Origin of the sequence: Thermoplasma sp., from assembly GCF_023256435.1 — an archaeon.
In the GTDB taxonomy this organism is placed as follows: Archaea; Thermoplasmatota; Thermoplasmata; order Thermoplasmatales; family Thermoplasmataceae; genus Thermoplasma.
This window is the reverse complement of the sequence record NZ_JAGDXM010000015.1, coordinates 11,823-31,891: the sequence shown is the minus strand read 5'-3', so window position 1 is coordinate 31,891 and position 20,069 is coordinate 11,823. Positions and strand designations below refer to the sequence as shown.

18 protein-coding genes and 1 tRNA gene are annotated in these 20,069 nt (G+C 44.3%); 9 read left to right on the top strand and 10 right to left on the bottom strand.

The window, feature by feature from the left end; all coding sequences use genetic code 11:
* Window positions 1-3: 3 nt before the first annotated feature.
* From ftsY to pgk, 3 genes are read right to left on the bottom strand one after another with little or no spacing between them, the layout of a single operon-like run.
* Window positions 4-879: a signal recognition particle-docking protein FtsY gene (gene ftsY / locus Q0C15_RS01820; RefSeq protein ID WP_297215359.1), complete on the bottom strand. Its 876-nt coding sequence runs from the start codon at window positions 877-879 to the stop codon at window positions 4-6.
* Between the two features lie 6 nt (window positions 880-885).
* Window positions 886-1,278 (bottom strand): prefoldin subunit alpha, encoded by a 393-nt coding sequence (pfdA, locus tag Q0C15_RS01815; RefSeq protein WP_297215357.1) that lies wholly within the window; start codon window positions 1,276-1,278, stop codon window positions 886-888.
* 3 nt (window positions 1,279-1,281) lie between these two features.
* Window positions 1,282-2,508 carry a phosphoglycerate kinase gene (gene pgk / locus Q0C15_RS01810; protein WP_297215355.1) on the bottom strand — a complete coding sequence of 409 codons (1,227 nt, stop codon included), beginning with the start codon at window positions 2,506-2,508 and terminating at the stop codon, window positions 1,282-1,284.
* A 79-nt stretch (window positions 2,509-2,587) separates the two neighbouring features.
* On the opposite strand from pgk, the gene Q0C15_RS01805 reads away from it, so the two are divergent.
* On the top strand, window positions 2,588-3,322 hold the full coding sequence (locus Q0C15_RS01805; RefSeq protein ID WP_297215351.1) for a nucleotidyltransferase family protein: 735 nt from the start codon (window positions 2,588-2,590) through the stop codon (window positions 3,320-3,322).
* A 330-nt stretch (window positions 3,323-3,652) separates the two neighbouring features.
* On the opposite strand, the gene agl3 is transcribed toward Q0C15_RS01805, so the two are convergent.
* Window positions 3,653-4,828 carry a UDP-sulfoquinovose synthase gene (gene agl3, locus Q0C15_RS01800; protein WP_297215348.1) on the bottom strand — a complete coding sequence of 392 codons (1,176 nt, stop codon included), beginning with the start codon at window positions 4,826-4,828 and terminating at the stop codon, window positions 3,653-3,655.
* Window positions 4,829-4,969: 141 nt separating this feature from the next.
* Here agl3 and Q0C15_RS01795 point away from each other — a divergent pair, with 141 nt between their 5' ends.
* The 3 genes from Q0C15_RS01795 to Q0C15_RS01785 all read left to right on the top strand — a co-directional run bounded on the left by Q0C15_RS01795 (window position 4,970) and on the right by Q0C15_RS01785 (window position 7,247).
* Window positions 4,970-5,845, top strand: a complete 876-nt coding sequence (locus Q0C15_RS01795; RefSeq protein ID WP_297215345.1) for an ABC transporter ATP-binding protein — start codon at window positions 4,970-4,972, stop codon at window positions 5,843-5,845.
* Window positions 5,835-6,560, top strand: a complete 726-nt coding sequence (locus Q0C15_RS01790) for an ABC transporter permease (protein ID WP_297215341.1) — start codon at window positions 5,835-5,837, stop codon at window positions 6,558-6,560. The genes Q0C15_RS01795 and Q0C15_RS01790 overlap by 11 nt, the downstream gene beginning before the upstream one ends.
* Before the next feature lie 75 nt (window positions 6,561-6,635).
* Window positions 6,636-7,247 (top strand): MarC family protein, encoded by a 612-nt coding sequence (locus Q0C15_RS01785; RefSeq protein ID WP_297215339.1) that lies wholly within the window; start codon window positions 6,636-6,638, stop codon window positions 7,245-7,247.
* A gap of 9 nt (window positions 7,248-7,256) precedes the next feature.
* On the opposite strand, the gene Q0C15_RS01780 is transcribed toward Q0C15_RS01785, so the two are convergent.
* Entirely contained in the window at window positions 7,257-8,438 is a 1,182-nt protein-coding gene (locus Q0C15_RS01780) for an MFS transporter (RefSeq protein WP_297215336.1), read from the bottom strand.
* A gap of 93 nt (window positions 8,439-8,531) precedes the next feature.
* Here Q0C15_RS01780 and Q0C15_RS01775 point away from each other — a divergent pair, with 93 nt between their 5' ends.
* The 4 genes from Q0C15_RS01775 to Q0C15_RS01760 are packed head-to-tail and all read left to right on the top strand — an operon-like array spanning window position 8,532 to window position 13,365.
* Window positions 8,532-9,596, top strand: coding sequence for an ATP-NAD kinase family protein (locus Q0C15_RS01775; RefSeq protein WP_297215334.1), 1,065 nt, complete (start codon window positions 8,532-8,534; stop codon window positions 9,594-9,596).
* Between the two features lie 13 nt (window positions 9,597-9,609).
* Window positions 9,610-10,755: a glycosyltransferase gene (locus tag Q0C15_RS01770; protein WP_297215332.1), complete on the top strand. Its 1,146-nt coding sequence runs from the start codon at window positions 9,610-9,612 to the stop codon at window positions 10,753-10,755.
* Between the two features lie 53 nt (window positions 10,756-10,808).
* Window positions 10,809-13,085: a phosphoribosylformylglycinamidine synthase subunit PurL gene (gene purL, locus Q0C15_RS01765; protein ID WP_297215330.1), complete on the top strand. Its 2,277-nt coding sequence runs from the start codon at window positions 10,809-10,811 to the stop codon at window positions 13,083-13,085.
* Window positions 13,086-13,107: 22 nt separating this feature from the next.
* Window positions 13,108-13,365, top strand: coding sequence for a hypothetical protein (locus Q0C15_RS01760; RefSeq protein ID WP_110641924.1), 258 nt, complete (start codon window positions 13,108-13,110; stop codon window positions 13,363-13,365).
* A gap of 45 nt (window positions 13,366-13,410) precedes the next feature.
* Here the strand turns inward: Q0C15_RS01760 and Q0C15_RS01755 are convergent, their stop codons facing one another.
* The 5 genes from Q0C15_RS01755 to Q0C15_RS01735 all read right to left on the bottom strand — a co-directional run bounded on the left by Q0C15_RS01755 (window position 13,411) and on the right by Q0C15_RS01735 (window position 18,589).
* Entirely contained in the window at window positions 13,411-14,073 is a 663-nt protein-coding gene (locus tag Q0C15_RS01755) for a winged helix-turn-helix domain-containing protein/riboflavin kinase (protein WP_297215327.1), read from the bottom strand.
* Window positions 14,074-14,873: 800 nt separating this feature from the next.
* Window positions 14,874-14,959, bottom strand: a tRNA-Gly gene (locus Q0C15_RS01750).
* A gap of 132 nt (window positions 14,960-15,091) precedes the next feature.
* Complete coding sequence (locus tag Q0C15_RS01745) at window positions 15,092-16,693, bottom strand: COG1361 S-layer family protein (protein ID WP_297215325.1); 1,602 nt, start codon at window positions 16,691-16,693, stop codon at window positions 15,092-15,094.
* Window positions 16,690-18,129 carry an MFS transporter gene (locus Q0C15_RS01740; RefSeq protein WP_297215323.1) on the bottom strand — a complete coding sequence of 480 codons (1,440 nt, stop codon included), beginning with the start codon at window positions 18,127-18,129 and terminating at the stop codon, window positions 16,690-16,692. The genes Q0C15_RS01745 and Q0C15_RS01740 overlap by 4 nt, the downstream gene beginning before the upstream one ends.
* Complete coding sequence (locus Q0C15_RS01735; protein ID WP_297215321.1) at window positions 18,107-18,589, bottom strand: PadR family transcriptional regulator; 483 nt, start codon at window positions 18,587-18,589, stop codon at window positions 18,107-18,109. The genes Q0C15_RS01740 and Q0C15_RS01735 overlap by 23 nt, the downstream gene beginning before the upstream one ends.
* 258 nt (window positions 18,590-18,847) lie before the next feature.
* Between Q0C15_RS01735 and Q0C15_RS01730 the strand changes: the two genes are divergently transcribed.
* Window positions 18,848-20,069 (top strand): amidohydrolase family protein (locus Q0C15_RS01730; protein WP_297215319.1); only part of this gene is annotated, 1,222 nt, incomplete at its 3' end.

The following is a 20,069-nucleotide window of genomic DNA, read 5'->3' as shown; positions in this document are numbered from 1 at the left end:
GGATCATTCCTGAACTGTCCTATTTTCAGATTCTGGCAGGAGCTTTCTAATGTACCAATCCCGATCAAAGGGCATTATGTCATCCAGACCCTGCCCCACGCAGACAAATACAACAGGCTTCTTCAGGTCGTGATATATGGAGAGGATCGATCCGCCTCTGGCATCTGTATCCAGCTTCGTCACTACAACACCGTCATAGCCAACATTTTCTTCGAACATTCTGGCCTGATTCACAGAATCCTGACCAGAGACCGCATCTATAACAAGCAACGTAAGATCAGGTTTTGATACCTTTTTTATCTTCCTCATCTCGTCCATCAGGTTTCTGTTCGTGTTCATCCTTCCGGCTGTATCTATCAGTACATAGTCTATATTTCTGGCCTTTGCATGTTCAATGGCATCAAATGCAACTGAAGACGGATCGCTTCCCCTGTCATGTTTGATGACCTCCGTACCGGCTTCCCTGCCTATCAGTGATATCTGCTCTATAGCTCCTGCCCTGAATGTATCTGCGGCTGCAATGACGGCGCTCTTGCCATTTTTCTTAAGGTAGTGAGCAACCTTCCCGATGGTGGTTGTCTTACCCGTTCCATTTATCCCAAGAAACAGGATAACATAGGGTCTCTTCTTCACACCGAGGATATCTAGGGATGAATCACCGATGATCTCCTTTATGGATGAAGAAAGCACCTCGTCTGGATCGAACGAACCGGATTCCTTCCTCAGTTTTTCCCTGACTAGGCTGGCCAGGTCTTCTGCAGTCTCTAAAGAGACATCAGCTTCAACAAGCTTCAGAGGGATCTCATCGGCCACCTCGTCTGGATCGATCTTATTCCTGCGAAATATCTCTGCAAATTTTTTGCGCAGCTTTTCAAACATAATCCATCATTTCACGTTTCTGGTAGCCTCTGTAGCATAAACCGTATTATACTGATCAACCAGAGTTCTCCTCTGGTCTAGCAATTTTTGAATTGACGCTTTTATATCTTCAAGGTTCTTTTTCAGCCTGTCTACAGACTTTTCCTTACTTTCGGCAACGTATACACCTGAACCTATGGGTACTATCAGGTCTTCATCAAGACTGACCGTTCCCTTGGCGAATAACCCAGATCCTATTGAGATTAATTTTTCCTGACTGCCCACCACATCTGCATTTGATAACAGCTCAATGGTATTCTGCACCTCTATGAGTGCCTTGTTAAGGGTATCAATCTGCGAATCAACCGATGAGATCAGGGATTCAATATAATTCAACTGTGCTTCTACATTTCTTGCCATACTTCATCCCTCAAACAGTCTCCTGCTTTCCTTCAATGCCTCGAGAACTGGCATTGTTTCACCACTTAAATAGCTTATCAGTGCACCGCCACCTGTGGATGCGTGATCGATCATCTTTGTTAGACCAAGCTTGTCCAGTGCGCTCAACGTGTGGCCACCGCCAGCGAGCTTGAATGCCCTGGAATGGGCAACAGCGTTAAAAATCTCCCTTGTTCCAGACGAATACTCTTCAATTTCATACATGCCCATAGGGCCGTTCATGAATATTGCTCTAGCTCCATCTATTATGCTCGAATACTGTACGATGGTGTCCAGGCCTATATCCGCAAGGATCTGATCCTCTGGTATCTTTTCGTTCAGTGATATCCTCTCACCGGAGGGGTTCATCACAAAATCAGTCGGCATGACCACCCTATCTCCATACTTTGAGAGTATAGATCTGCATTTTTCCAGCAATTTTTCATAATCTCCATTGTTCTTGATGATGAAATCCCTGTTTTTCTTGCCTATATCTACGCCAGATGCCCAGAGAAAGGCGTTAGCAACAACGCCCCCAGTAAGAATCTTATCGACAAAGCCATTGGAGAGGAAGTTCTCTGAGACTGCTATTGAGTCCTCGATCTTGGCGCCACCGAGTATTGCGATCTTTGGCCTATCCTTTATCTTTCTGAACCTTTCTATCATCCCTACCTCTTTCTCGATCAGGTTTCCAGCTATGTTGGGTTTTATTCTGTGGAAACCAACCAGGGTCGTCTGCGCTCTATGTATGGCCGCGAACGCATCTATCACAAAATAATCAAACAGGGGAGTCAAATTCTTAACTATATTTGAGGACTCCATGCTCTCTATGGATGTCAGATCAACCTCTTCCGAATAAAACCTGGCATTCTCAAGCATCAGTATATCGCCATCAGACATCTCCGATACAGCTTTGTTGACCTGACTGCCGAATAGCTGATCCACAAACTGAACTTTCTTGTTCAGCACGTGGGAAAGTATCTGTGCGTGTTGTCTTAGCGATATAAAATCGTCCTTTCCTGGTCTGCTCTGATGGGCCACAATAACAACCTTGGAATTTCTTAGATTTCTAATCGTATCAACATGTGCCTTGAATCGATCAATACCCATTATCTCGCCGGTAAGTGGATTCACCGGAGCATTTATATCAACTCTCAAGTATACGGTCTTTCCCGCAAGGTCGAAAGAATTCATCAGAAAGAACTCATCCATGGTAGTGAATATGCCCAGTTATTAAATTTATTGCTGAGCCTCTGCATAATTTATAAGCATCATTCAGATAGAGCTTTGGATGAAAGGTCTCATAACTGCCGCTGGGCTTGGAAAACGTTCTATGGCTTCAAAATATTATCGTAAGGAGCTATTCTCCGTTTACGATTTTCGTGATGGATCAGTTGTCATACGGCCTATACTGGATGCCGTGATATACAGGATGAAGTATGTTGGAGTGAACGAAATATACATAGTTCTGGATCAGGAGGACTGTGTAACCAAAAAATTTATAGAGGATAGTTATCCCGAACTTCAGATCATAATTCAGAAAGAAAGGAGAGGCTACGGTTATGCTGTATATCTGGCAAGAGAGTACATAGATTCTCCATTCGTGCTGAATGCGGGAGATGGCATGATCATCGATCCGGATCTGGAGAAGGATATCTTGAAACGGTACAGATCCGGAAACTTTCTGGTATCGTTCAGGGTGGACGATCCCACGAAATATGGCGTCGTAAGAATGGAGGGAGATGCGGTTGTCGGGGTCGTGGAGAAGCCAGAGGTTCCACCTTCAAACATGGCACTTGCGGCCTTTTACATATTAGATCCGTCGGTATTCAACTTCATAAATATAGAAACGACAGATTCTGAGCTGACGCCGGCCATAGACGCCACGATAAGGGAGGGCGTGAAGACCGATCTCTATGAGATCGCTAAGGATCAATGGATAAGTGTAGGTCAGGCTCTGAAATATGTAGATGTGGTGAACAGTACATACAGGTTTGCCGTGGATCGTATGTCTGCGGTCAGATGATATCCCGCTAATGAAGGATCAAAGCACTTGTTGAAATTGCGTTCTAATGCACGGAATTTCATTCAAGCTATGCGGGATCATCACACCAATTTGTCTCAGAGAAAGCGTTAGTATGAAGAGGAATCTGTAAGTACTATATGCTTCGTCGATGGAGCATGCAGGATAGTTTTTGTTCTTTCGATCATAATATACACATGTTTAGATCGCAATTAGGCGATTTCCTTCTATAAGCGTATCCGATCAGATCTCTGACTACTGAAAATTGGAACGTACCCCTAATAGTCTATGTTGATTGATAGAAGAAATACGATGGTTGAGTAGAGAGTTTGCTTATGTGTAATCGTAGCTTGATCTTCTCCAGAACGTTCTCGGCATAAGCGTTTCTTTGAGGCTGTTCAGTCTTTCTCTGAATTTTGAAAGATCAGATATGGCATCTATTATCTCCTCCTCTATATTCTTCGTACGTCTGTATCCAAGTTCTTCAAGTTTCCTGTGCTCTGGATTGTAATAATGCTCCTCCCTCTCAACTCTGGGATTCTCCACATGTGCAATATCAGGTACGATGCCATATTCTCTTTTGAATATATTCTGAACCATCTCAGCAAGCTGCCCAACGCTGTATTTTTCGTCAAACTGATTGATAACCCTGTATTCACCGTTATCCGGTGGTTTTTCGAGCGCCAGCGTCAGGCACTGGATGCTGTCATTCAACGACAGAAATCCCCTCGTCTGGCCTCCCTTTCCATAGACGGTCATGGGCATCCCCAATATCGCCTCTGCAGTGAACCTGTTAAGAGCCGTCCCGTAAACTTCATCGATGTCGAATCTTGTGTAGAGGCCAGTATCAGCAATTTCACTTGTCTTGGTTCCATAAACAACGCCCTGCATCACGTCCGTTATTGCAAGATTCCAGAGTCTGTTTGCGAACATGAGGTTATTGGAATCATGCACTTTGGTCCAGTGATACCAAGAGCTAGCATTCTTGGGGAATGGAAGCACGTCTTTCCTTCCATGGTATTCTATCTCGAAGAAGCCTTCTGGTATATCTATATTTGGCGTACCGTACTCACCCATGGTACCAAGTTTCAGTATATGCGCCTTCGGAACGATATCCTTCACTGCATATATGAGATTCATCGTACTTGTTATGTTTTTGACCATGGTTTCATTTGCCTCCTTCAAGCCAATCATAGAATATGGCGCAGATCTCTGCTCTGCGAGATGAACTATTGCATCAGGTCTCGATTTCTCTATAGCCCTGTACATGAATTCCGGATTCGTGGCATCGCCATAGAAGAACGTCACATTTCTCCCAAAAAACTTCTTTATCCTTGCATTCCTCTCCTTGAAGGAGAGTATTGGGAGCGCTGAATCAGAATTTACATTAGCTACCCTCTTTCTTGTTATGAAATTATCTATGCCATATACCTGATGCCCTCTGTTCAGAAGCCTGAGTGCGAGGGGAAAACCTATATAACCGTCAACGCCCATTATCAGTATCTTCATTCTTGTTGATATCTCTATCAGCATAAAAATATTATTTCATGTCTAAATTCTTCATTCGAATTCTGAACCAAGGATTGAAATATATCGAAAATATCTGATTCGAATCTTATATCAAATATATTTGCCATAGGGGTGCATGATTTGGGCAATTCGATTACGGCCTTAGCCCATGAAAATCTGATAGAGATACGCAACCTGAGAAAGGTATACTCAAATGGTAAGGTGGCGCTGGACCATATAGACCTTGATATACCCGCAGGGATAACGGCCATAATAGGAAGAAATGGCGCCGGCAAGACTACGCTGATGAGAATACTCTCAACCCAGCTGAAGCCAACATCAGGTACGATAAGGATAATGGGATTGGACACAGCAAAATATGAAAAGCGAATCAGGAGATTGATATGCAGTATACCTCAGGAAGCTTCGCCCATAGGAATACTGACACCGCTTGAACAGGTCAAGATGTACCTGGTAGCTCGCGGGTTCTCATACTCTTCGGCGGATGCGGAAGCAAGAAGCGCTCTGGCCGATGCTGGCCTCGAAGACAACATGAGGACCCCAGCAGATATGCTCTCTGGAGGTATGAAACGCAAGATTTTCGTGGCCATGGCCCTTGCCTCTGGCAGCGAGATAGTCTTTCTGGATGAACCTACCACAGGCCTAGATCCTATATCAAGATACGATGTCTGGGCTGCGATAAGGAGACTGAAATCGCATGTGATTCTCACAACGCACTATATGGAGGAGGCCGCCTCACTATCCTCGTACATAGTGCTCGTGGATTCTGGCATGGTGATAAGCAGAGGCAGGCTCGGCGATCTGTTGGCCGAGTTTTCAGGCAAGGTCAGAATAGAATGCAGAGATCGTCAGGAAGACTCCATAAGCATGGGCGGGATGTTCATAAAATACGTCGATGCTGAGAAAGCTGAGGAGTATGTCAAGTTGGGATGCGATGTGAAAAGTATAACCCTTGACGATGTGTTCATAAAGGAGAGGATAGATCTTGAATCTTAAATTTGTAATGATGTTCGCATGGTATTACGGCTTCAGAGCGGTGAGACGTGGCCCATCTTACCTTCTATCTGCAATGAGCACACCTCTTGCCCTGCTTTTTCTAATATTCATAATTTCAAGAGGAAGGCTTCTGAATTATGCTTTGGTTGGAGGATTCATCGGTTTGATATCCTCTGTTTCGCTATCAAGTGCAGGCGATGCTGCATTCCTCAGACTACAGCTGAGGATACAAGATCTGTTTGTGGCAACATCCATCTCGCCAACAGATTACATGATGGGTCTGACGCTGAGTTATCTCATCTTTTCTATACCCGGTCTATTTGTATATGCTTTTCTGGGAGCCATATTTCATATTTTCACACCCATAGGCGTCATTGCACTCATAGGCACACTGATAATGCTCACCCTTGCGACGAGTTCCGTTTCCTTCATAGTATCAGGGTTAATAAAACACGTCAGAAACGTTTGGGGCATAGCCGGAATCCTCTCTGTGGTTATGACCGTGCTTCCGCCGACGTTCTATCCCTACACCATAATCCCCAGACCATTTCTGTATGCACTGTCCATATCGCCGGCTACATCAGCGGCGGTGATCATGCAGGGTGTTTTCGGGCTTTCACCTGTTATGGAAACCATGATACCGGTTTTCATAATTGAAACCGCAGTATATGCACTTATAGGTAGAACAATGATAAAGTGGAGATCTGAGGACTGAGATAATTTATCGAGGAGTAAGTAAACGGAAATGGTCAAAATCAGAGAAAGATATATTAGAGCAATATAATACCCAATGGTGAACCAGGCTGTAGAATTTCTAAAGGTATTCATACCGCTCTTCATAGTCATCGATCCATTCGGAAGTCTGGTTCTTTTCACATCCATGACATACAATTTTAATGAATCTGAGAAATTGCGTGCCACAAAGGATGCGGTCTTTTACGGAGGTATCATCCTCGTCATGTTTGCGCTGGCAGGTGAGTACATAATTTACTTCTTCGGTATATCTATAGAGGCGCTGGAGATGGCAGGGGGAATCATCCTGCTATTAATGGCAGTGGAGATGATAATGGAAGGTAACAGGCCAAAATCGTCTGGATCCGAATTTGTTGATTATGATATAGGAATAGTACCCTTTGCGACCCCAATGCTGGCAGGGCCAGGTGCTATATCACTGGTGATTATACTGATGAAGGGCCCGATCATCGAGAAGATATTCACCCTGATCTCCATAGCGATAATCTTTGTTATGGTTTATATATTCTTCAAATGGTCTTCAATAGTTTCAAAATTTATCGGGGCAAAGGTCATGAAGGCTATATCTCGTATCTTTGGTCTCTTACTTGCTGGTTTTGCCATACAATACTTCATAGACGCTATCATCGCGCTATCGATACTCAAATGATTAATTTCATCAGTATTTTTTCAGCAGTCTGAAGTAGACGAAACCTCCGATCATTTGGATCAGACCACCGATCTCCACCGGCAACGGAGGATAGTAATCCATGAGATAGCCAGCGATCCCAGATGTGCTCTGCATTATCCTGGAGGGTGCTCCCTGGATGCTGGAGGCTGTACCAAGATCCTCGTCCTTTACGCCCTGGATGTTGACCACATTTCTTATGGGTGTTCCAAAGCCAGCCACCACAGTCCTGACTATGTATATCGCCGATCCAAGTATGAAGTAGGGGCTTGCAGCCATGGCTATCAGCAGAGCGCCCTGCAACACCCTCGTGAGTGAACCAAAATATACGGCTTTATCTCTAGAAATATGAATTCTGCCGGCCAAGAAAGATCCGAGGGCAGTGGTCAGATATGAGATCGTGAAGATCAGCCCGATCTTTGATGCACTAACTCCGTATCTTATCTCAAACCATGCGGATATGAGCGCCATGGAAAACCCAATGGCGCTGCCGTTGATGATGTTGGTAGTTATAACGCGTGCGGAAAAGTGCAGGGTTTCTCTTCTCAAAAACTTTGTAGTCTTTATTTGCCTCTGATCCCGTTTTATGAGCATCAGAGAGATGAACGAGAGCATTATGAGGAAAAATGTTGCGTGGTAGAGCATTACAAAAGCCCCCTCGTTTCCATATATCCTGGAAAGAAAGCCGTGTAAATAGAGTAGCAAGCTTCCCCCTATGCTGGCTACCGAAGCTACAAAGGTGATATTTGCCATCTTCGATATTCTCACGGAAGGATCCTGCCATATCCTGGCAAGATAGGGTGTTATTCCAACAGAAAAAGATCCACGCATTCCGCCAGGGGCCCCAGCGCTTCCTGATATTATCGTTGCGATCACTATCAGCGGGATAGATCTTGTGAAGGAAAGTATTCCAGATGCCAGCAATGCCGGCAATTCGCCCATTATCAGGGAATACTTGTATCCTATGCGGTCACCAAGCATACCAATACCCAGTGACAACAAAACATTGGAAAGCGCGGTACCAACATATATAATACCTACATTGACTATGCTTATCCTGTTAACAAGGAGATAGAGCGGCAAGGACAGCGCCATGAATATCAGGCCGGCACTTCTGAAAGCCCTTGACGATAATATCAACCTGAATGATGCAGAATATGGTTCGTGTGTCATGGAAGCGCTTACCTGAATAAAGGTTCATAACTAAACGATATTTATGGCTTCGTATATACAACTAAAAAAGATATTTATTGCGAGAATATACCTATGAGCGATACGGATAAAATAAAGGTGGCATTCTTCGTAAATCCACTGGCCGGTTATGGTTCCCTGCTTAACATGAAGGGCTCAGACGGGCTTCAGATAGTGGATCCTGAAAAATCAGTTTCCATAGCGCGTTCTATGGATTTCCTTAAGGAGGTGGATTATTCCAAATTCATCTTTCTTGTGCCGTCCGGATATATGGGTGAGGTCGAAATATCAAAGTTCACAGATGCATATAGCGTCACATATGACAGTGGATGGCCAACGACCAGAGAGGACACTATTCGATTTTTGAAGACCATAGACGATGCTGATATTCTTGTTTTTGCGGGTGGGGATGGAACAGCAAGAGACATAATTTCTGCCGGTGTGAGGATACCGGTTATAGGAATACCTGCAGGAGTGAAGATGTACAGCTCTGTATTTGCCATCAGCCCTCGCCATGCGGCATTGAGCATGAATTCGCTGAATATTGAGAAGCTTCATGGAATAGATGCTGAGGTTATGGATATAGATGAGGATCTTTATAAAAAGGGGATACTCAGTGCAAGGTCATATGGATATCTTAAAGTACCGGATGTAAACGACATAATTGTGTACTCAAAGGCAGAATACGATACTGGAGGTGCTGAAGATATAGCTGAATATATATTGGAGCATATGGATGATCGCTTTTATATAATTGGGCCAGGGAACACATGCAAAACCATTGAGAAGGAGATGGGCATATCGACAAATCCGCTTGCCTTTGATATCATCAAGGACAGGAAGCTGCTGAAGCAGGACGCCGCAGAGAGTGATATCTATGAGGCCTGCCGGAATGGATGCCGTATTATAATATCACCCATAGGAGGTCAGAACTTTCTGATCGGGCGCGGCAACAAGCAGTTATCCAGCAGAATACTGGGGATGATCTGCGAAGACGATATAGTGATCGTTGCATCGCCGTCAAAGGCCGAAAACATGAGGGCATTGTACGTTGACTCAGATATAAATCCATGGAAGCATGGATATGCCAGGGTGCTGGTGGGATACGGTAAATATAAAATTGTACCTGTAATAATGTGACAAGAGGTAAGAGTTGAGGATACTTTATTTCACGGACACATACTACCCCACTCCCGATGGAGTATCAGTGTATTTGAAGGAGGTAAAAAACAGGCTACAAAGCGAGGGGCATGAGGTTATGATATTCTCCCTTACCGGCGATACGCGAGAGCATAACGTGTACGTCCCTCGCTTAACTGTCCCATTCCTACCGTATCCGCAGTATAGAATGCCTTTTTTCTTCCTGCCATTCTCAGTTTTCAGAAGGGCTATAGAGTTTGATCCCGATATAATCCATCTTCACAATGCCTTCTACATGAGCTCAATAGGATATCTTGTGGCTAGAAGGCTTGGTATTCCGCCTGTCGCTACATTCCACACAGACATATCTAAGATGAAGGATAGCATCAGGATGCCTTTTCAGGATTTTGCATTCTCTCTTGGGGAACGCTATAGCATGTATCTGTACAGGAAATGCAGGGTTGTCATGGCCCCAAGTAAGGTTGTTGAGGAGTATCTCAGGAAAAAGGGTGTAAACAATGTGATCACTCTGCCCCTGTTTGTTGATACTGATAAATATAGACGCAGTCAGTATATACCAGATGAAAAGTACATACTTTATCTGGGTAGAATCACCGTGGACAAGGGAGTTTACAGGGTATTGGATCTGGCCGAGGCCATGATGGGCGATGGTGTTAAGTTCAAAATAGCAGGTATAGGACCGGAACTGGACAGGATAAAGAGAATCGTACATGCGCATCAGATGAAGAATGTGGAGATCTTAGGATATGTCGATGATGAGAAAAAGAGGGAACTCATGGAAAACGCAAGCCTGTTTGTCTATCCATCATCGGCTGATACATTCGGCATATCTGTATTTGAGGCGCTTTCATCAGGAGTGCCCGTGATGGTTTCAAACGATTTTCCCGTCAAAGAGGATAGCGAAGCGATATCTTATGTGGATTTCAACGATGTGCGTTCGGCTCAGGAGATTGCCAGAAGAATACTTTCAGCGGATCGCGGAAAACTGGCCACAGAGGCTAGGCGCCTTGTGGAGAATAAATACAGCCTAGAGAGGCACATATCCTCGCTACTTGAGATATACAGCTATGTGGAGACAGAGAGAAGGGAAAGAGGTTCCACCGAGAATGCCAGATCCAATAGCTATATATTCAGGTAAAATCGTCGAGGGATTCTCAGCTGATTTATTAATGAAGACTGCATGCCCCAGTGATGATTTTCAGGACGATCAAACTCAGAGATGCTAATGATAGCAGGCTGAAGGCGATAAGCAAGAGGCTTGGGCTTGCTCTTTCGTTGGACGAGATGAGATCATTGAAGGCATACTTTGAAAGGGAAGGTCGCGATCCAATCGATGCCGAAATTCACGCAGTGGCTCAGTCATGGAGCGAGCACTGCTCCTATAAATCCTCCAAATATTATCTCAAAAAATATCTCGGTTCTCTTAAAACAGATTACACGATTCTTGCTATGGAAGATGATGCTGGCGTTGTTGATTTTGATGATGAAAACGCCTATGTATTGAAGATGGAGAGCCACAACCATCCAAGTGCCGTAGAGCCATATGGAGGTGCCGCAACCGGTATAGGCGGTATAGTCCGCGATGTTCTCTGTATGGGGGCACAGCCTGTTGCCCTTGTGGATTCTCTGTTTCTTGGGGATGTCTCATCGGATAAGTACGAGGGGCTTTTATCACCGCGTTATATATTTGATGGAGTGGTCAGCGGCATAAGAGATTACGGAAACAGGATAGGTATACCCAATGTGGCCGGTTCTCTTTATTTTGACAGGCTTTACAACTCCAATCCTCTTGTGAATGCAGGGTGTATAGGTATAGTCAGAAAGGACAAGATTGTCAGATCCAAATCGTATAAAGCAGGGGATATCCTTGTTCTCATGGGAGGCAAAACAGGTAGGGATGGAATACATGGCGTCAACTTCGCAAGTACAACACTTGGAAAGATAACCAAGAGCAGCAGACTGGCCATACAGCTGGGTAATCCAATCGTGGAACATCCTATGATAAAGGCTGTTCTGGAGGCCAATGACGAGGGATTGATCCGTGCAATGAAGGATCTTGGCGGCGGCGGTTTGTCAAGCGCAGCGACTGAGATGGTCTATGCCGGCGGATTTGGAGCGGAGATTGTGCTCGATGATATCAAGCTGAAGGAATCCAGCATGTCTGGCTGGGAGATATGGATAAGCGAGAGCCAGGAGCGCATGCTGATGGAGTGCTACCCAGAGGATGTGGAAAAGATAAAGAGAATAGCTGAAAAATGGAATCTAGATTTCTCCGTGATAGGAAAGGTGACAGAAGATCGCAGGATCAGAGTGTACTATAGAAACAAGAAGATAATAGATATGGACATAAAATTCCTGGATGACGCTCCTGTTTATCAAAGACCTTACAGATTGAAGGAATCAGAGAGATACATTGCAATACCGGAGGAACCTGAGGACTTAAGCAGTTTCGTTGTTCAATTCATGTCCAGGCTGAACCTATGTGCAAGATTCAAGGTTGTAAGACAGTATGACCATACGGTCAGAGGATCCACCATAGTCACTCCATTCGTTGGTCGGCCCAATAGAGAAACGCACGCAGACGCAACGGTAATAAAGCCACTGGAGCAATCAATGCGGGGTTTGGTCATAACGTCTGGTTCAAGACCGAACATGGTGAGCGTTGATCCATACTCAGGCACCATGTGGACGCTGGTGGAGGCGTACAAGAACATTCTATCAACCGGTGGCGTGCCTCATTCCGTTGTGGATGCGCTCAACTTTGGAAATCCTGAGCGCGAAGAGATCATGGGCCAGTTCGTTGAATCTGTCAGGGCAATAGGCGATTTCTGCAGAAAATTGGGATTACCTATCGTGGCCGGAAATGTGAGTTTCTACAACGAATATAAGAAGACGGATATAATGCCGACGCCAACGATCCTGATGGTGGGGATCATAGATGATGTGAGGAGATCCAGGACCACATACATAAAAGGGCAGGACAATGCGCTGTATCTCATCGGATCGCCATGTGACAACCTGACCGGAAGCGAATACAACAGGATGCGCGGATATAGCGAAGGTTATCTTCCGGCCCCTGATCTGGACGAACTAGTGGCCGTTCGCGATTTCATCAATCTGAAGAGGGATGCAATTTTATCAAGCCATGATGTGTCGTCAGGTGGTCTCTTTGCGGCTCTTGCAGAGATGTCCTTTGGATCCGGTATAGGTTTCCACGCAGATATAAGCAATGTTTCTTCAGCCAGACCAACTGTAAAACTTTTCTCCGAATGCGGGAATGGAATAGTTGTTGAAGTACCTAGGAACATGGAGGAAGAGTTTATGGAAGGTTCTGGAAACGTCTCGGTCAAGCGCATTGGAGAAACTGGAGGAGACAGGATAATTATAGACGAAGCCGGTTTGAACATCATAAATGTACCGGTCGAAGAGATCAGAGATGCTTGGGAACATGGTCTTGATAAGTACTGATATTCAAAAAGGGGGTGATGGCATGGCGTTTGAATCTGATACATTGGAAAAAACACAATATATCGAGGAGAAGGACGTAACTGTGGTGCTAAAGTATATGCTGAACTTTGATGCCGGAAGAACATGCGGCACAATCACCGTCTTTCAGGGCAGGGATATATCAGAAGAATCCTATGAGATATATATGGAGGTGCTTGACTGTAAGATGAATAAAGATCGCGTTATATCAGCATTCCAGCGCGTGATCGATGAGATACTTAACGGCGAGATAGAAGTATAGAAAAGCCAGTGCTAGAGTCTTTCTCCCGCGATATTCATCCATTTTTCATGTATAAACTTCTATGGTGACGCGATCGCCATCTTTCAGTCCTAGTGTATCCCTCAGGTATTTGTCAGAAATGATCTCGATCACGTCTGTATATACTGTTCTTTCTGGCATTATAACAAAACACGGTACACTCTGTATTTTAGCTGAAAAAGCCTTGACTGATCCGAACGTTCTGTCTTCTGTCTTGAACCCTTCTATATGGATACCCTTGAACCCTCTGATCTTCCTGAGTTCTGAGAGGCTGGACTGATCGACCTTTATGTTCAGAGTGCCAAGGTAGGGTATTATGCCGAGTTTTTCCTGAAATTGTATTATATACTGCTTTCTTGCAACGTAATATCTGCCCTCTCCCATGCCAGGTGTCACAGTGCCCGTGATCAAGATGTTATTCCTTATGGAGAGTATCCTCGATAGATCGGCAAATTCGGTATATAACACATCGAGTCCCTTTTCAGTTATGTTCAGGATCTGACCTCTCTTGGTCACGGTGCGTGTTATGTATCCATTTTTTTCGAGATCTATTATTATTCTTGAGGCTGATTGCTGACTGATACCGAGCATATCAGCCAGCTTGGAAGAGGTTAGATAGGCTTTGTTTGAAGACTCTGCCATCTCCTTTATCTTCTTTATGGCTCTGTAGTACTGATCAGCAATTTCCATTTGCAGGTTATTGTTGACGTTGATTTATAGATATTGCTGGGATATTCGGATAAGGTTATGGCCTCTGTCAACCACGTCAATATATACCTTTAGAAGTTATCATCCTCTCTATGCTTAAACACCTTGGTTACAGTCCTATGCCATCTATCCCGTCTGCAAAAGCTTCCGGGACTGCCTTTCTTATCATATTATAGGAGAATTGCCGATGGAATACACTCTTGTCTATTTCCTCTTTCCTGAATCATTTTATTATCTACTATGGTTTCATCATCGAAGAATGAACATCCTGGCGTATAAGATTCGTCTTGTATAATAACATCTATGAATCTTCCCTTCGCTTTGTGTTTGTTCTGTTGAGTATCAATAAACATAGTTAGCTACTCCTCAGCTGAATCTTCGGATATTACTTTCAGTGAAAAGATATCTGCCCGTACGTGTATATTTCGAATAGTCCAGAAGGCGCTATTCCCATAGCATGTATTCTAACTGCGTCAACTGCATTCTTATAAGTATTGCACATTTTTCATTGAATCCCCAGATTGTCTGAAGTCCGTGCATCTCATGTCCGAAGAGGTTGAGATTTACAGCTTTACCTAAAGCCCCAATATTCATTTTCAAATATTGGATCGAATGAAATAGGAAAGGCGTTTTAGAATCCACGACTGCGGATATGCCTTCAGTGGAATACCTTAGCCGCGAGAATATAAAAGGCATGCCGTTGAATCAGAAACCTCTGTCCCTTCCGGGATGAGTGAATGTCAGAGCGATATGACGATCGACGCGTCGAAAAACTATAAAAGTGCGGAAGCCGGGATTTGAACCCGGGTTAGGAGCTTTTTCCGTCTTCATGGGAAGCTCCTGTGATGCCAGACTACACTACTTCCGCTCATAATTTCAGGAAGTTTAGGGTGTATATTTTCTCTACATATATGAATTTCGATGTTAGCTGAAAGTGCTTTCAACATGTGGTCAAAATATTGAATATTATAATATGGAGTTTATGAAAAATTTTACTATTTCATCTTTTTTTAGTCCTCTTCCTGCGCCTTGTCGCGTACACTGAAATACCTACTATGACTGCCACTATGACAACAAGGACCGCTATGTTCAAGGGATCGAAGGTAAACGCCTGTGAGATCTTCTGTTCAACCGTGGGTGAAACGGTCAAATTCGCATTGTATGTCTTGGTAAATTCGTAGGGAGTATTATTGTAGTGCCATCCAAGGAAGAGTTCTATGGGGTAAGTGCCCGGAGAAGCCGCCGAAGAAGTATCAACTAGGAATATCAACTGATAAGACTGGCCCGGCGAAAGGCTTGGTATGGTTATGTTGTCTGCTGTCAGTGCACCAAGCGGATTAGATGAAGGTATGTGTATTGTTATGATGCCCGGTAGATCGAGATATGCCCTTATGTCATACATGGTCAAATTCCCATCATTTGTAAGATTGAAATATATTACAGATTTATCTACGCCTGCCTGCATCGTGCTCTGATGGAAGCTAACGCTGGCGCTGATCGAATGGTGAACGTACACGTCAACAGGGTATGCGTTACCATTTACATTCACATAGATGATCTGTTGGCCATAATAGGAGAGTGAGTTCAGCAGAAAAGTGAAATTGTATATTCCAGGTGTAATGTAAGATAGATGATATTCATTTGTAAGATCCGAGAAATCAGATGAGGATATGGAGACGTTGAGATATCTCAAGACGGAATTTCCTGAAACCTCTATGAAAGGTTTGAAAACGATGAATTTCTGATCCGTATAGATAACAGGAGGATTCAACTCAGTGTTTACCAGCGTTATATTGTCATATCCAAGTATTCCACTGCGGAAACTAACGGAATAAGTCCTTCCATAGACATTTACCGTCACATTCTGTGAATAGAAGCCATTGGATGCGGTGTTTGATATGCTCACAGAGAATGTTATAGGCACAGTTTCGTCAGGCGGGATTGCACTTAAATTATAATACTGTGGTGAACCATATAGAGGATAAGAAGGATCATAACGAACGGATACGTTCTGATCCAGCACGTTTCCAACATTCTCAAGCACCAGAGTCATTGGAATATTCTGCATGCCAGGCGATGGCGCTATAGGTTTAGATGCTGTACCAAAATAAGTGGCAGCGACCTGAATCTGTGTTGTTCCAAGGATATAGGCTGTGAACGATACATTGAAATAATCCTCGGCTGTATTATTTATTCCCTGAACATAGAGATCTTCTCTGTAGCCACCCACTGTGGCTGATGGGGAAATGTTTACCAGCTGCATTATGGTTATCTGTTTCCCAGCCGGTATCTCGGTGAAATTATACACCATTGGCCCACTCTGATATCCGTGCGTGTTAACATATCCGAGTATCCCATCATTGAATTTAGTGAGATTGACGTATGCGCTAGCATCCAGAAGGGTAAGCGGAGAAACAAACGATATCACCAAAGGAATATAATCCATTCCTGGAGCCACAATCTCCGTAGAATTTGGCGCATACCAGTTCACCGCTACGACTTCTGGCGACGGAACTTGCGCAGAAGCGGTCGAAATGCCAGAGATACCGGCAAACATCAGAACAAAGCTGAACAGGATTGCTATGATATAGTTGGTTTTCAATTTTCATCACCTCTAGAAACTACAACATTCTTCATAAACATTGAAAGCACCAGCGCAATCAACACAAATGCCATACCTATGATGTATATCCCATCGTAGGCCTGTGATGAGGGAAAGCTGTGCATAATCGGGATCACCGGCAGGCCATGGAAATTTCCAGGTATGGCACCGATGAGAACGTAGGACACATAGAGTGTCTCCAAGACGCCGCCTATTGCTGGAGCAAGGGATGTACCTATGTTTCTGAATACAACGTTCATTCCCGTGCTCTCTCCGGATCTCTCCCTTGGAACGGATATCAGCAGCAAATTTATGACGCCAACGAATATGAATGATATGCCCATACCCATTACAGAGGCATCTTCAAGTATTGAGATTGTGCTGTATCTGTTATAATATAGGCCCAGATAACTGAACAGCAGTATGATTAGACCAATGATGATTGCGTTTTTCGGGCCTCTGTTTGTTGTGACCTTTGCGGCAAGTGGAGCGAAGGCCATGTTAAGTATAGCAGCCGGCAGAAGGATAAGACCAGATTCAACTATTGATACACCGAATCCAGCAGGTTCAGGATCCTGAAGCATGGAAGGGACTGTGTAGAATAGGAAGAACATCCCTGACATCGCAAACAGGCCGGTGATATTGGCCAGAAAAACGTTCCTTATGCGCAGCAGATCCATCCTGATGAATGGCTCAGCAGCGTTCTTCTCGTAAAGTACGAATGCGGTGAACATCACCAGCGATATCAGGAACAGCCCTATGATTGAAGGTGAGGTCCATCCCCAGTATTCGCCTTCAGATAGGGCCAAAATGAATGATACTATGGCAAATCCAAGCGATCCAACGCCGACGAAATCTATCTTTGCGGGTCTCCTTGTGCTCTCATCGTGGAGATATATGGTGGCCAGTATGACAAGCAGTATTGCGACTGGAATCGAAGAATGGTATGACCACTGCCATCCATAGTTCTGAGTGATCCACGCTCCAACGACCAGTCCAATAGCAGCGCCTCCAGAGAAAGTTGAACTTACAATTCCCTGCGCCAGGGCAAGGCGATCCTTTGGCACCTGATCATTTATCAACGCAAACGATACTGGGAACATGCCCATGCCTATGCCCTGCACTGTTCTTATTATGATGAGCTCTTCGAGGGTTTTAGCGAAGCCACCGAACGATACAGCAATTGTATAGAAGATCGCGAGTATCAGGAAGACGTTCTTTTTTCCATACATGTCAGCCAGTCTGCCAAAGATGGCTGATGAAACTGTTCCAGATATTATGTAGGCGGTAATTATCCATGAGAGATGATCATAGTTCGTATCAAAGAAGGAAACTAGTATTGGCAGTGCTGGGGTTATCATAGTCTCTACATAGGTGACGAGAAGGCCAGCGAATGCAGATATGGCTATTGTTCTAGCTGAGTGATTGTTCATCATTGATCTCACCGTACGTCATTCGAATTTCGTTAGCTATCCGTTCAATTTCATCCATGCGGCCCTTCATGATCATCTTGAAGGCATATTCCACCTCCGCTATTATTGCGGGAAGCATTATGCTTATAGCAGAGTTGAGAGCTGCAGAGGTATCATCCTTGGAGAGCAGATTAAGGTAAAAGAAGGCGTCACCCATGGCCCTGGATATGAGATTTTGCTTCAGTTGCTGTTCTATCTCGCTCAGAGATTCCACAAACTTCACGCCCTTTTCTGTCAGAGTGTATATCTTTTCCCTTCCTGAAGTCTCAAATTTTATGAAACCCTGTTGAAGAAGCTTTCTTATCATGGGCATAAGCGTCCCGTGCGAAACCGGGCCTTCATTTGATATCTCCTTAGACATCTGATAGAGCGTGTATGGCTTCTTGCTAAGTAATATAAGGGCCTTCACTGCATATCGTTCCATAGGTCGAAGTCGACATATTCAGAACATATATAAGCATTTCTGATTACATCGCAGATCGTTGATTTTTGTCATACTAACCGAATCTAAGGCCTTAACATCGGAGGTTTGCATCCGATGAGAAAGAATGCATATTTAGATTTATCGTCAGCCGCTGATAGAAGCCGCGTTACAGAAAAAGGATTGAACATACTTCAAAGGCGTCTACACCTATATGTATTCATCCAGCAAATTTAAGTAATGCAGAACCTATAGCGTGCTATGAGCACGCTCATAGAAAACGCACTCATCGTGACCCAGGACGAAAATAGGAGAATATTCAAAGGTAACGTGCAGTTTGATGGATCAAAGATAACATATGTAGGTAAAGAAAAACCGAAGAGCGATGAAATTATAGATGGAAATGGAAAGATACTGCTTCCTGGATTCATAAATACTCATGCACATGTCGGCATGTCGGCCTCAAAGGGTCTCTTTGATGATGTCGATCTGGAAAAATTCCTAGATCTGACCTTCAAATATGATTCGCAGAGAACAGAGGAGGGGATTTTCAACTCTGCGAGGCTCGGCATGTACGAGATGATCAACAGCGGTATTACCTCATTTGTGGATCTCTATTATTCAGAAGACGTGATAGCCAGAGCCGCAGAGGAGGTAGGCATAAGGGCATTCTTGTCATGGGTGACCCTGGACAGGGAGTATACAACACAGCACGGTGATCCGCTTGATAATGCTGAGAACTTCATCAGATCACACAAGAATCTTAGATTTGTGACCCCATCCGTTGGGGTTCAGGGCATATATGTGGCAGGAGATGAGACGTATCAGCGCGCTAAGGAAATAGCCGAAAAATATGATACGGTTCTTCACATGCATCTCTCTGAGACAAGAAAGGAAGTATATGACAGCGTGAAGAAGATAGGGGAACGGCCGATAGAACATCTGGATCGTATCGGGATCCTTTCGAATAGAGTCATAGCTGCGCACTGTGTATGGACCACGTATCACGAGGCAAAGCTGCTCGGTAAAAATGGAGTGAATGTATCATGGAATGCCGTCAGCAACTTTAAGCTCGCAACCGGTGGAGTACCACCAGTTCCTGAGATGATTGAGTCTGGTGTAAATATCACACTTGGAACCGACAGCAACGGCAGCAACAACTCGCTTAACTTCTTCGATGTCATGAAATTCTCTGCGTTGAGCATAAAGAATGCAAGATGGGATGCTTCCATAATAAAGAGCCAGCAGATACTTGATTTCGCCACTGTGAATGCAGCTAAGGCTCTCAGAATTAATGCTGGATCTATAGAAGTTGGGAAGAGAGCCGATCTCATACTGCTGGATGCGCGGAAACCAGAACTTATACCCACCGATGAAAATAACGTGGTCAACAACATAGTCTACTCGGCGAATCCAGACACAGTTGATTCGGTCATCGTGGATGGAATGATAAAGAAGTCTGGCGGCAGGCTGATAGGATTTG

What these genes read in the sequence shown, in the direction of transcription:
- ftsY (WP_297215359.1), bottom strand. Translation starts at nt 879, where the DNA reads ATGTTTGAAAAGCTGCGCAAAAAATTTGCAGAGATATTTCGCAGGAAT.
- pfdA (WP_297215357.1), bottom strand. Translation starts at nt 1,278, where the DNA reads ATGGCAAGAAATGTAGAAGCACAGTTGAATTATATTGAATCCCTGATC.
- pgk (WP_297215355.1), bottom strand. Translation starts at nt 2,508, where the DNA reads ATGGATGAGTTCTTTCTGATGAATTCTTTCGACCTTGCGGGAAAGACC.
- Q0C15_RS01805 (WP_297215351.1), top strand. Translation starts at nt 2,588, where the DNA reads ATGAAAGGTCTCATAACTGCCGCTGGGCTTGGAAAACGTTCTATGGCT.
- agl3 (WP_297215348.1), bottom strand. Translation starts at nt 4,828, where the DNA reads ATGAAGATACTGATAATGGGCGTTGACGGTTATATAGGTTTTCCCCTC.
- Q0C15_RS01785 (WP_297215339.1), top strand. Translation starts at nt 6,636, where the DNA reads ATGGTGAACCAGGCTGTAGAATTTCTAAAGGTATTCATACCGCTCTTC.
- Q0C15_RS01780 (WP_297215336.1), bottom strand. Translation starts at nt 8,438, where the DNA reads ATGACACACGAACCATATTCTGCATCATTCAGGTTGATATTATCGTCA.
- Q0C15_RS01775 (WP_297215334.1), top strand. Translation starts at nt 8,532, where the DNA reads ATGAGCGATACGGATAAAATAAAGGTGGCATTCTTCGTAAATCCACTG.
- purL (WP_297215330.1), top strand. Translation starts at nt 10,809, where the DNA reads ATGATTTTCAGGACGATCAAACTCAGAGATGCTAATGATAGCAGGCTG.
- Q0C15_RS01760 (WP_110641924.1), top strand. Translation starts at nt 13,108, where the DNA reads ATGGCGTTTGAATCTGATACATTGGAAAAAACACAATATATCGAGGAG.
- Q0C15_RS01755 (WP_297215327.1), bottom strand. Translation starts at nt 14,073, where the DNA reads ATGGAAATTGCTGATCAGTACTACAGAGCCATAAAGAAGATAAAGGAG.
- Q0C15_RS01740 (WP_297215323.1), bottom strand. Translation starts at nt 18,129, where the DNA reads ATGATGAACAATCACTCAGCTAGAACAATAGCCATATCTGCATTCGCT.
- Q0C15_RS01735 (WP_297215321.1), bottom strand. Translation starts at nt 18,589, where the DNA reads ATGGAACGATATGCAGTGAAGGCCCTTATATTACTTAGCAAGAAGCCA.